The organism is Bradyrhizobium diazoefficiens (genome assembly GCF_016612535.1).
Taxonomy (GTDB): Bacteria; Pseudomonadota; Alphaproteobacteria; order Rhizobiales; family Xanthobacteraceae; genus Bradyrhizobium; species Bradyrhizobium diazoefficiens_C.
In genome coordinates this window covers 2,285,379-2,297,531 of record NZ_JAENXS010000001.1, presented here as the reverse complement: position 1 = coordinate 2,297,531, position 12,153 = coordinate 2,285,379, and the positions used below count along the sequence as shown (strand labels likewise).

Annotated in this window: 11 protein-coding genes; 7 read left to right on the top strand and 4 right to left on the bottom strand. The window is 65.4% G+C overall.

The features are described from left to right. Positions 1–31: 31 nt before the first annotated feature. From JJE66_RS10820 to argG, 7 genes are all read left to right on the top strand, one after another. A complete protein-coding gene (locus JJE66_RS10820; protein WP_200514259.1) occupies positions 32–871 on the top strand; it encodes an SDR family oxidoreductase in 840 nt (279 codons plus the stop codon). 142 nt (positions 872–1,013) lie between these two features. Then, a complete protein-coding gene (locus JJE66_RS10815; protein WP_200514258.1) occupies positions 1,014–1,643 on the top strand; it encodes an invasion associated locus B family protein in 630 nt (209 codons plus the stop codon). 189 nt (positions 1,644–1,832) lie between these two features. Beyond that, positions 1,833–3,035, top strand: a complete 1,203-nt coding sequence (gene rlmN, locus JJE66_RS10810; RefSeq protein ID WP_200514257.1) for a 23S rRNA (adenine(2503)-C(2))-methyltransferase RlmN — start codon at positions 1,833–1,835, stop codon at positions 3,033–3,035. Positions 3,036–3,046: 11 nt separating this feature from the next. Then, complete coding sequence (locus JJE66_RS10805; RefSeq protein WP_200514256.1) at positions 3,047–3,532, top strand: hypothetical protein; 486 nt, start codon at positions 3,047–3,049, stop codon at positions 3,530–3,532. 1 nt (position 3,533) lies between these two features. Continuing rightward, on the top strand, positions 3,534–4,028 hold the full coding sequence (locus JJE66_RS10800; RefSeq protein WP_200514255.1) for a hypothetical protein: 495 nt from the start codon (positions 3,534–3,536) through the stop codon (positions 4,026–4,028). Positions 4,029–4,082: 54 nt separating this feature from the next. After that, positions 4,083–4,859 carry a phosphatase PAP2 family protein gene (locus JJE66_RS10795; RefSeq protein ID WP_200514254.1) on the top strand — a complete coding sequence of 259 codons (777 nt, stop codon included), beginning with the start codon at positions 4,083–4,085 and terminating at the stop codon, positions 4,857–4,859. A gap of 105 nt (positions 4,860–4,964) precedes the next feature. Beyond that, entirely contained in the window at positions 4,965–6,302 is a 1,338-nt protein-coding gene (argG, locus tag JJE66_RS10790) for an argininosuccinate synthase (protein WP_200514253.1), read from the top strand. A 94-nt stretch (positions 6,303–6,396) separates the two neighbouring features. On the opposite strand, the gene JJE66_RS10785 is transcribed toward argG, so the two are convergent. The 4 genes from JJE66_RS10785 to JJE66_RS10770 form a co-directional block, all read right to left on the bottom strand. Next, complete coding sequence (locus JJE66_RS10785; RefSeq protein WP_200514252.1) at positions 6,397–8,388, bottom strand: OmpA family protein; 1,992 nt, start codon at positions 8,386–8,388, stop codon at positions 6,397–6,399. Positions 8,389–8,549: 161 nt separating this feature from the next. After that, the gene (locus JJE66_RS37935; protein WP_246756333.1) at positions 8,550–8,834 is read right to left on the bottom strand and encodes a hypothetical protein; all 285 of its coding nucleotides are present in this window, start codon (positions 8,832–8,834) and stop codon (positions 8,550–8,552) included. Positions 8,835–8,947: 113 nt separating this feature from the next. Continuing rightward, positions 8,948–9,772 carry an FkbM family methyltransferase gene (locus JJE66_RS10775; RefSeq protein WP_200514250.1) on the bottom strand — a complete coding sequence of 275 codons (825 nt, stop codon included), beginning with the start codon at positions 9,770–9,772 and terminating at the stop codon, positions 8,948–8,950. An 82-nt stretch (positions 9,773–9,854) separates the two neighbouring features. Next, the gene (locus JJE66_RS10770; protein ID WP_200514249.1) at positions 9,855–12,008 is read right to left on the bottom strand and encodes a hybrid sensor histidine kinase/response regulator; all 2,154 of its coding nucleotides are present in this window, start codon (positions 12,006–12,008) and stop codon (positions 9,855–9,857) included. Positions 12,009–12,153 lie beyond the last annotated feature (145 nt).

Here is a 12,153-nt window from a genome sequence, read left to right as displayed (position 1 = left end):
GAAAGAAGAAGAAAAACGGAGGATTCAAACGATGTTTGAAACAGGTTTGCTCAAGGACAAGCGCATCCTCGTCACCGGCGGCGGCTCGGGCCTCGGTGCCGCGATGGGGCGCCGCTTCCTCGCGCTCGGCGCGGAGCTCGTGATCTGCGGCCGCAAGCTTGACCGGCTGGACGCAACTGCGGTCGAGATGCGCAAAGCGACCGGCGGCAAGGTCACGACGATTGCGTGCGACATTCGTGATGGCGCTGCCGTCGATGACATGATGGACGCGATCTGGCGCGAAGCGCCACTCGACATCCTCGTCAACAACGCTGCCGCCACCTTCATCGCGCAGAGCGAGCACCTCTCCTTCCGTGCCGCGGATGCGATTCTGGCGCCGACACTGCATGGCACGATGTACTGCACGCTCGCCGCCGGCCGGCGCTGGATCGAGGGCAAGCACAACGGCGTCGTGCTCTCGATCCTCTCGACTTCGACCATCACTGGCCGCGCCTTCACCGTTCCGTCCGCAATGGCGAAATCGGCGGTGCTGGCGATGACCAAGAGCCTCGCGGTGGAATGGGGCCCGAAAGGCATCCGCACTGTCGCAATCGCGCCGGGACCGTTCCCGACCGCCGGTGCATCGGGGCAACTTCGCCCCGAGGGTCGCGATGAAGGCTGGACCGCGCGCAACCCAATGGGACGCACCGGCGAGCATAGCGAGCTCGCCGACCTCGCCAGCTTCCTGGTCTCGGACCGCGCCGGCTACATCAATGGCGAGATGGTGGTGATCGACGGCGGTGCCCATTTGCGCAGTTCCGGCGCCGAGGACCTGTTGCGATGGACTGACGCGCAATGGGCCGAGCAGCGTGCGGCTCGCACCAAGAGCTAGCCTTCAAGAGCTAGCCTTCAAGCGCCAGCCCTGTCGTCTCGCTAACTGCCTTCCCAAATTGAACTTTCCCGGCTATCCCTGCGCGGAGACAAATCGCGGCCGGGCCATCTTCCAGTCACAATATTGAGGGAACCACTGCAGCATGTGGCGGGCGCTCTTTTTGGCTTTGATGATTGGCATGACGGCGTGGGGACTCACTGAATCCGCGCGGGCGCAACCGGCGCCGAAAGCTCCGGCCAAACCTGCCGCCAAACCTGCGGCCAAGACGGCAGCCAAGTCTGAGAGCAAACCGGTCGCCCCTCCCGCGACGGTTGCGGGCGGCGCGGAGCCGACGCTGATCGGCCAGTTCGGCACCTGGGGCGCCTATTCGGCGACGCCCAACGGCAAGAAGGTCTGCTTTGCACTGGCCAAGCCGTCGTCGTCGAAGACCAATCCGCCGAACCGCCCACGCGATCCCGCCTATGCCTTCGTCTCGACCCGCCCGGCCGAGAAGGTAAACAACGAAGTCTCCGTCATGATCGGTTACGCGCTGAAGCCGGGCTCGGAATCCTCGGTCGAGGTCGGCGGCGCTGCTTACGCAATGTACACGCAGGGCGACGGCCTCTGGATCAAGAATGCAGCCGAGGAGGAGCGAATGGTCGAAGCCATGCGTAAATCCGCCGATCTCGTGGTCAAGGGCGTTTCAGCCAAGGGGACGGAGACAACCGACACGTTTTCGCTGAAGGGCCTTGCCCAGGCGCTGGACCGGATTTCGCAAGACTGCCGACGTTAAGGCTGCGGGCGGTGTCACGGTCGCAATCGGAGGTTCCGGTTGCTATATAGGGGTGGTTCCACAATTTAGGTCGTCATGGCCGGGCTTGACCCGGCCATCCACGCGCCTCCACGATTGACGAAAGACGTGGATGCCCGGGTCAAGCTCGGGCATGACGAGTTTAGACAGCACTGACCTTAGGTCCATTTTATGCAACCGACGACCGAGCCGCGCGACGCGATCCTGGTGGAGAAGACGCCACTTGAAACCTATGTGCCGCCGGCAAAACCATCGCTGATCGGCCTGTCGCGCAGCGAGATTGCCGATCGCCTCGGCGAAATCGGCGTGGCGCCCGCGCAGCGCAAGATGCGCGTGCAGCAGCTGTGGCACTGGATGTATTTCCGTGGTGCCCAAAACTTCGAGGAGATGACCTCGGTCTCGAAGGGCATTCGCGCCGAGCTAGCGCAGCATTTCACCGTCGACCGGCCCGAAGTGGTGGCCGAGCAGATCTCCAATGACGGCACCCGCAAATGGCTGCTGCGGCTGCCGAGCGGCGACAATGTCGAGCGTGCCCATGAGGTCGAGTGCGTCTACATTCCCGAAACCGATCGCGGCACGCTCTGCGTCTCCTCGCAGGTCGGCTGCACGCTGAACTGCTCGTTCTGCCACACCGGCACGCAGCGCCTGGTGCGCAATCTCACCGCGGGCGAGATCGTTGGTCAGATCATGGTCGCGCGCGATCGCCTCAATGACTGGGCCGATCGCGAGGACGGCACGCGCCGCGTCACCAACGTCGTGATGATGGGCATGGGCGAGCCGCTCTACAATTTCGACGCGGTGCGCGATGCACTGCTGATCGTCGGCGACAATGAAGGCATCGGCATCTCCCGCCGCCGCATCACGCTGTCGACCTCCGGCGTGGTCCCGAACATCGTGCGCGCCGGCGACGAGATCGGCGTCATGCTCGCGATCTCGCTGCATGCCGTGCGCGACGAGTTGCGCAACGAGCTGGTGCCGCTCAACCGCAAATATCCGATCAAGGAGCTGCTGCAGGCCTGTCGCGACTATCCCGGCGCCTCCAATGCGCGCCGCATCACCTTCGAATATGTGATGCTCAAGGGCGTCAACGATTCGCTCGATGATGCGAAACTGCTGGTGAAGATGCTCAAGGGCATTCACGCCAAGATCAATCTGATCCCGTTCAATCCCTGGCCCGGCACGGCCTATGAATGCTCGGACTGGGACCAGATCGAGAAATTCTCCGAATACATCTTCAACGCCGGCTATTCCTCGCCGGTGCGCACCCCGCGTGGCCGCGACATTCTCGCCGCCTGCGGCCAGCTCAAGTCGGAGACGGAAAAGCTCTCGGCCCGCGAACGCCAGGCGCTGCGCGCCATGGCGATGACGGACTGAGGGAATTCGTCATGGCGCAGCTCCGACGAGCGGCGACTATTCTGGCGGCGTTTATCGCAGCCAACTTCGTCGCCGTGCATATCTTGTTGGCGGGCAAGGTTCTCACCGATTTCAGCAATTTCGGCTATTACTTCCAGACGGACTTCTGGAGTCCACCTGCAATTTACGGGTTGACAGCTACCTTTGGTACTCTGGCCCTCTGTCTGATCGCGTTGATGCCCGCTCTGGTGATATTGCCGTTGACGGAGACGTTCAAAATTCGTCGCATCTGGTTTTACATCTTTGCGGCCGGTGCCGGGGCGATGACATTTGATATCCTGTGTACGCGATACGATCTTGTTCAAGCGAGATCATTTTGTCAGGTGCTAACTGTCAGCGAGTTGTTGATCGTCACCATTGCGGGTGCGGCCGCGGGTTACGTGTTCTGGAAACTTGCCGGCAACCGCGCCGGCGAATGGGGTTCCGGGGCGCGATCAGTGGCATCGCTACGAGACTAGCATGTCCCTGATCGGCCGCCTCATCGTCATCTTCATCGGTTTTCTCGCCGCCTGTTTCGTCGGCGGCATGATCGTCGTCGGCGCCCTGCTGTTTCCGGAATTTTCCGATCTCGGCGCCGGTCCCGTCGATCAGGGCACGATCGATATCCTGCTCGGCTTCGGCTTCATCTTCGTCTCGGGTTTTGCGCTGGTGCCGGCAGCTGTGATCGTCGCGATCACGGAGGCGCTCTATATCCGTAGCGCGCTTGCTTATGCCGTCGGTGGCGGCCTCGTTGGGCTCGCCTGCTATCTCGGCCTTGTTCCCTTCCACTCCGACACGCTGCAATTCGAAGGCATCGTGCGGCGCCACCTCGAAATCATGACCGGCGCGGGCATCGTTGCCGGCGTCGTTTATTGGTTGATTGCCGGCCGCAACGCCGGCGCCTGGCGTAACCCGCAACCTCCGCGCCAACCACCTCCGCCGCTGCCGTTGAGCTCGAGGCCGGATGCGCGTTGAGGCGCGCCGATTCCGGGGTTTTCATCCCGGCCTCACTCCGCTAAACCGCGCGCCATGAACCGTACCGGACTCTTCATCGCCCTGGCGCTGTGGCTCGTGATCGGCGTCGTTTTCGGCCTCTATCCCGAGCTCGATCTCAAACTCGCCGCGCTGTTCTTCGATCCCCAGACCAAGACGTTTCCGATCAAGCTGAACGAGTGGGCCGGCGTCGTGCGTGACGCTGCGATGTGGGTCTCTTGGGCGTTCGTGCTGCCGTCGCTTGTCGCACTCGTGGTCAAGATGGTGCGGCCAGACCGTCCCTTGATGATGTCGGGCCGCGCGATCGTTTTCCTGCTCGTGACGATCATCCTGTCGGCCGGCATTCTCACCAATCTCACCTTCAAGACCTATTGGGGCCGGCCGCGGCCGGTGGTGGTGACCGAGTTTGCCGGCGATCAGCAGTTCGTGGCGTGGTGGGATCCGCGCGGCGATTGCGAGCGCAATTGCTCGTTCTTCTCTGGCGAAGGGGCGACGGCGTTCTGGACGCTGGCGCCGGCTGCGCTGGCGCCACCGGCGTGGCGGCCGCTCGCCTATACTGCGGCTGTCGTGTTCGGCGCCGTGACCAGCGGGCTCCGCATGGCCTTTGGCGGGCACTTCTTCACCGATGTCGCGACCGCCGGCCTCGTCACCTTCGTCGTGATCTGGTTCGCTTACGCGTTGATCTACCGCTGGTCGCGGACCCGGTTCTCGGACGCGGCGGTCGATGCCGCGCTGACCCGGCTGAACATGCCGGCTTACCGGCTCCGCAAGCGCCTGTTCGGTGGCAAGACCGGTCCCGCACCGTCGCTTTGAGCCATTAAATGCGTGCCGAGCCCCGCGAAATTTGATATTCGCGCGGTCAAACCACTAGCGATCAGCCCCTTGCCATCAGCCCCCTGAGACCCGATTGGACGCGCCATGACCACGATCCTGAAAAGCCTGCCCAAGGGTGAAAAAGTCGGCATCGCTTTTTCGGGCGGCCTCGACACCAGCGCGGCGCTGCTTTGGATGAAGCAGAAGGGCGCGCGCTGCTACGCCTATACCGCCAATCTCGGCCAGCCGGATGAGGCCGACTACAACGAGATCCCGCGCAAGGCGATGGACTTTGGTGCGGAGAAGGCGCTGCTGGTCGATTGCCGCACGCAGCTCGTGCACGAAGGCATCGCCGCGATCCAGTCCGGCGCTTTCCACATCTCGACCGGCGGCATCACCTATTTCAACACCACGCCGCTCGGGCGCGCGGTCACCGGCACGATGCTGGTTGCCGCGATGAAGGAGGACGGCGTCAACATCTGGGGCGACGGTTCGACCTTCAAGGGCAACGACATCGAGCGCTTTTACCGCTACGGCCTGCTGACCAATCCGAGCCTGCGTATCTACAAGCCCTGGCTCGACCAGCAGTTCATCGACGAGCTCGGCGGCCGCGCCGAAATGTCGGCGTTCATGACCGCGCAGGGCTTCGCCTACAAGATGAGTGCCGAGAAGGCGTATTCGACCGACAGCAATCTGCTCGGCGCCACGCACGAGGCGAAAGATCTCGAAAGCCTCGACAGCGGCATCAAGATCGTCAACCCGATCATGGGCGTGCCGTTCTGGCGTGATGACTGCAACGTCAAGGCCGAGAAGGTCGTGGTGCGGTTCGAGGAAGGCCAGCCGGTTGCACTCAATGGCCAGACCTTCAGCGATCCCGTCGCGCTGTTCCTCGAGGCCAATGTCGTCGGCGGCCGTCACGGCCTCGGCATGAGCGACCAGATCGAGAACCGCATCATCGAAGCCAAGAGCCGCGGCATCTACGAGGCACCCGGCATGGCGCTGTTGCACATTGCCTATGAGCGTCTCGTCACCGGCATCCACAACGAGGACACGATCGAGCAGTACCGCATCAGCGGCATGCGCCTCGGCCGCCTGCTCTACCAGGGCCGCTGGTTCGACTCGCAGGCCCTGATGCTGCGCGAGACCGCGCAGCGCTGGGTCGCGCGCGCCGTCACCGGCGAGGTCACGCTCGAGCTGCGCCGCGGCAACGACTATTCGATCCTCAACACCGAAAGCCCCAATCTCACCTATGCGCCGGAGCGGCTCAGCATGGAGAAGGTCGAGGATGCGCCGTTCACGCCGGAGCACCGCATCGGCCAGCTGACCATGCGCAATCTCGACATCGCCGACACGCGCACCAAGCTGAAGCTCTACACCGACGCCGGCCTGCTCTCGGGCAGCGAAGGCTCCCAGATCTTCCGGCTGGAGAGCGACAAGGGCTGAGATCGTAGGGTGGGTTACGCTGCGCTAACCCACCCTACAAGAGAAACAAAATGGCCAGGATCGCTCCCGGCCATTTTACATTTGTATGTTGCGCTTACCGCGGCGGCGTGGTGCCGGGCGGGGGCGGCGGCAGCGAGGCCTGGCCGCCGTTGAGCAACGGCGTGATGCGGCGAACGGTGACGCGCCGGTTGATGCGGCTCGGGCCGTCCGTCTGCTCCTTCAGGTACTGCTTGCCGTAGCCCTGTGACGTCAGGTTCTCGGCAGGCACGCCGAACTGCTGGGTCAGCAGTTCGGCTGCGGACTGCGCACGGCGGTCCGACAGCGACAGATTGTCGACGTCGTTGCCGACCGCGTCGGTGTGCCCTTCGATCAGGAACACCTCGCGCGGGTTGCGCTGGATCGCACGGTTGAGGCCGTCGGCGATCGTTTGCAGCCGCGCCGCCTGGTCCGGCGGGATGACCCACGATCCCGTCTCGAAGTTGATGGTATTGACGTCGATGCTCGGCATCGCCATGCGGACGTTCGGCGAGTAGCGGATCTCGTCGAGCGAGTAGCGCCGTTCGATCCGCTGGACCGGCGGTGCCTCCATGGTCTCGTAGATCACGTCCGGCGACGCCTCCGCGGAGTCGACGATGTAGCGATCGTAGGGAATGTTGACCACCGGCGGCGGAACGTCGACATAGAAGCCGCCGACCGCGCGCGGATCGCGATAGCTGTTGTCGATGATCACGAGCTCCTGCCCGCGGGGGTCCCTGCGGATTCGCCACAGCAGCGAACCGTCCGGACCGACCACGGTGATCACCTGGCTGCCGTCGGGACGGATCACGACGGTGCGGGTCTCGCCGCCGACGGTCTCGGTACGGATGTCGCGGGCGCCGTAGCGGAAGCGATAGAGATCGTTGCCGCGGACATATTCCTGCCCGCCGGGGTCGCGGATGATGATGCGATCCGGCTCGGTGTAGATGGTGCGGCCGCCTTCGACGACTTCGTGCCGCTGGTTGCGGTAGTCGGCGATGGTGGCACCGATCACGGCGCCGGCCACCACGCCCGCACCGATCGCAAGCGGCGTCAGGTCACGCTGTTGCGGGCGCGGCGGAGGCGGCAGCGGCGCTGCGACTGTCGGCGCGGCGCGGAAGGCCGGAGTGACGGTCGGCGGAGTGTATTGCGCCTTGTTGGGCGGTGGCGTGGCCGCTGCCGAGCCAGGAACGACAGACGGCGCGACGGCGCCGGCGGGCGGCGCGGGTCGGGCCGGGACGCCAGCCTGCGGCGATGCAGGCGGTGCGCCTGCAGGAGATGTTCCGGCGGCCGCCGGCGCGCCGGCAGGCGACGTTCCACCCTGACGTCCGGGAGGCGGCGTCATCGCGCCGCCCGGCGCCGGCGTTGCCGTCGGGGTCGGGGCGGCACCTGGCGCCGGTGATCCTGCAGCCGGCGGAGCGCCGGGACGTCCGGGCCGCGTTGAGCCGGGCGCCGGTGTCGCGGACGGTGCGGGTGTGGTTGTCGAGGCAGGAGGCGTCGCCGGACGAGCTGCCGGTGCGGCGGGCGTCGGAGCAGGCGTTGCCGTCGGGGCTGGCGTTGCGGTGGGCGCAGGCCGTGCCGCTGGGGCCGCCGACGGCGGCGTGGTGGCCGGATGTGCCGGTGTGGCCGGATGTGCCGGGGCCGCGGGCGGCGGCGGTGTCGGCGCATGCTGCTGCGGGGCCGCCACAGGAGGCGGCGTCGGCGCCTTCGGCGCAGCAGGTGGCGGCGGAGGTGTCTGATGCGTCGCGGGCGGCGGAGGCGGCGGTGTCGGACGTGAAGGTGCCGCAGCCGGCGGCGGCGCGGCAGGCGGATGTGGCGGAGCGGCCGTCGGTGGCGGTGCGGTCGGGCGTGCAGGAGCCACGGGCGGCGGCGGCGCCGCCGGACGCGCGGCGGGTGGTCCCTTTGGCGCTTCCTTCGGAGGCTGCTTCGGCTTTCCGTCAGGGCCCGTCTCTTCTTTCTGAGCCTGCGCGATCACCAACGGCGGCGCGCTTTGCGCATGCGATGCGGAGCTTGCAAATTGCATTGCGGTCAGAGCCGTCGTGGCAAGCAGCACGAAACGAAGGTTGGTCATGTGGTTCAACTTCCCCGGAAGGTTCTTTGACGAAGTTTTGGATTGACGAAGTGCTGGAATGAACAGCTACGCGTTGGGCCGCATTGTGGCGGGCGAAGCGGTCGTGGCCCGATTTATTTCTGCACGCAAATCACGTCACTCTGGCGACGTTCATTGCGCATTCAGACGCTGGTTGCAATCGCCTCACCTGTGATCGTTTGCCTCATATGTGATCCCAGCGACGAATTGGCATCCGTCGCGGGATTCGGCGTGGGCGGTCCGTTCGGTCCGCGCGGTGGAATCTCTTCCGGCATGCGGCCCGGCAATTCATCGGGCCGCGGTGATTCGCCGGGCTCGCGCACCGGCGGCGTGATTTCAGGCTGCGGATTGCCCGGCGGAATGCCGGGCGGCGGCTCGGTGGGCGTGCCGGGTGTCGACGGCGGTATCTCGGGCGGTTCGATCGGCATCGGCATCATCGAGGTCAGTTGTCGGAAGAACGACAACGACGACGCCGCGCCGATGTTCCGCATCGCCTCGTTCTATTCTGGCGCGTGACAGACGGCCTCGATGTGGTTCGTGCTCAGCGTGACAGGAACGTATTGCTCCGCGTCTTGCGTGCGATCGTAAAGCCGCGTGCGACCATGTCGGCGATACAATCTTGCTGCCATTCGCTTTGTGACAGATGCTCGATCACGACCGCGCGCGGCCACAGCGATGGCGGCGCGTCGCGGAAGAAGCCGATCAGCACCCGGTCCTCGAAACCCTCGACGTCGATCTTGAGCGAATCGACTTGGCCGACGCCGGCCTCGTCGAGAATGCGCGTCAGCCGCAACGACGGCACCTTGATCGCCTCGGCGCTGGCCGCGCCGGTGACGACGTGCGTGGCGCCGAGATTGCCACCGCCGCTCTCGATCATCAGCTCGCCGTCGCGGTCACCCGCGGCGGCCTGCACCAGGCGCACCTGCACGGCTTTCGATGCGGCATGGTTGAACGCGAGCCGTCCAAACGTCAGTGGGTGCGGCTCGATCGCGACCACCTTGCCGGCGGCCCCGACATGCCGCGCCATCACCAGCGCAAAGGTGCCAACATTGGCGCCGACATCGACGAAGGTGCCGCCGGCCGGCGTGTGCTGGCGCAGGAAATCGAGCTCGTCGAGATTGTAGTCGGGGTTGAACAGCGCGCCGCGCTCGGTGGCGCTGCCCTGATGATAGAAGCGGAACGAGGCGCCCTGGTACTGCACGTCGACCGGGCCGCCGCGCAGCAGGTTGACCAGCCGCGACATCCACGGCCGGAACGCGCCGCGCTTCAGCCCCGACCCTTGGGCGAGGCGGATGATCGCGGCCTGCGCTGCATTCGGCGCAAACGTGCCGAACGGCGCGGACGAAAGGGCGTTGTCGGGCGTCAAGCAGGCGGTCCTCGTTGCAAGCGGCGCATGCATAGCCGGTTTTGCCGGGGACTCCAACAACGCCGCCGGCGCCGCTGTCCCTTCATTCGGCGGCGCCGTCGCGCACGCGTCGCAACCGCGTGGCCCGATGCAGCACGCGCGACAGCTCGTCGATCGCGTATGGCTTTTGCACGAGATCGAGGCCAATGACACCGTCCTGCGACAGCGCCTCGCTGTAGCCCGTGGTGAGCACGACCGGCACGCCGATGCAGCGATCGCGGATTGCCTGCGCCAGATCGAGGCCGGTCATCCCCGGCATCACCACGTCCGTGAACACGACGTCGAAACGGTCGGCGTCGCCGACCAGCTCGGCGAGCGCGTCGGTGGCGTTGTCAACCAGTGTGATGCTGTAGCCGAGCTCGGTGAGCCCGTCGGCGGCGAAATTGCCGAGCTCGATATTGTCCTCGACCATCAGCACCGACATGCCGCTGCCGGCTACCGCCGGGGCCGTGGTCGGCGCCTGGCTCCGGGGCAGGAGATCAGCCGGCACGCGCGGCAGATAGAGCGAGAAGGTACTGCCCTGGCCGACCTCGCTCGCCACCGTCACCTCCCCGCCGGACTGCCGGGCGAAGCCGAACACCTGCGAGAGGCCGAGGCCGGTACCCTGGCCGACCTCTTTGGTGGTGAAGAAGGGCTCGAAGATGCGGCCCAATCGTGTGGCGGGAATGCCGACCCCGGTGTCGCTCACGGTGACGCAGACGAAACCGAGATTTTTCGAGATCGGGCTGCCTGCGAGATGGGCCAGCGTGTCGGGAACGGTCGTCGCCGCATTGACCGTGAAGACGATCCGGCCCTTGCCCTGCATGGCGTCGCGCGCATTGGTTGCCATGTTGATCAGCGCGGTCTCGAACTGGCCGGCGTCGGCGTTGACGAGGCAGGGCTCGGTCGGCAGCTGCATGACGATTTCGATCGCCGGTCCGAGCAGTGTGGCGAGCATGTCGCGCAGGGGCTGCATACGATCGCCGACGTCGAACACCTCGGGCTTCAAAGTCTGGCGCCGGGCAAAAGCCAGCAGTTGCGAGGTCAGCTTGGCCGCGCGTGTGACCGCCTCCGCAATCGCCGTGATGTAGCGCTGCCGCCGCTCCTCGCTCAGTTGCGGCCGGTTCAGGAGGTCGACGGAGGCGCGGATCACGGTCAGGAGGTTGTTGAAGTCATGCGCGACGCCGCCGGTGAGCTGGCCCAGCGCCTCCAGCCGCTGGCTGTGCTTGAGCGCCTCCTCGGCTTCGCGCCGCTTTGCGGCCTCGGTCAGGAGATTCTGGGTGCGCCGGTAGGCGAAGGCCAGCAGCATGAACAGCAGCGCGGTGGCGGGCACGCCGAACACCAGATGCTGGCTCATCGTCGCGAGCCAGCGCGCGCGGATCGCGGAGGTCTCCAGCCCCGCGCTGACATAGATCGGATATTCGGCGACGCGCCGATAGCCGATGCGCCGCTCTAGGCCGTCCGACGGCCAGGCGACGGTCATGAGCCCATTATCGGGATGGATTGCGATGGTCCGGCCGACCGGACCGTTGGGGTCGAGCCGGAAGTCGCGGTCGAGCCGCGGGAATTGCGCCAGCAGCACGCCGTCGGTGCGTCCGATCGCGAAGAAGCTGCCGGGATCGGTGCCGATCCTGGCGTAAAAGCTCTCGAAATATTCCGGCAGGACGGACGCCTGAATGACGCCGATGAAGCTGCCGTCGTCGGAAGAGCGGCGACGGCTGACGCCGAAGAAACGCGCGCCCTGATAGGGCGGCCGCGGCGTCAGCGAGGCACCGATGAAGGTGCCGATGCTTTGGTCGACATGGGCATAGAAGTAATCACGGTCGGCAAAACTCTGCTCCGGCGGCGGCGAGACGAGGCTGTTGACCAGCGAGTTTCCGTTCGCATCGAAGATCCAGGCCGATTTGAGTTGCGGCAGCGCATCGGTCAGCTGCTTCAGGCGCCGGTGCAGTGCGGGTTCCCGTGACCGAATGACGTCGTCGGGAAGGTTGCGCACGACCTCGTTGAGCTCGGCCAGGCTGCGATCGATGGTCTCGAACACCTTGAGCGCGTGCTCATGCGCGACATCGAGCGTACGCTCGATCTCACGGTCGGCAATGTCGAGCGTCGAATTGTAGGAGATCATGGCGGCGATCGCGAACAGCGCAATCGGCAGCGCCAGGGATGCAGCCATCATCCACTGCAAGAGTCTCAGCGAATTGCGTTGCGCGCCCTGCACGGTCGCTCCGGTCCCCCGATCGGAAGCTTACTTGAAATTCGCGCCGGGAAGAAAGCGACTTGTGAACGTAATCGGAGGTTGCAATATGCCGATTCGCGCGTAGCACGGGATGGAGCAAATTTTACTGAAACCCGCGCCGGCCGTA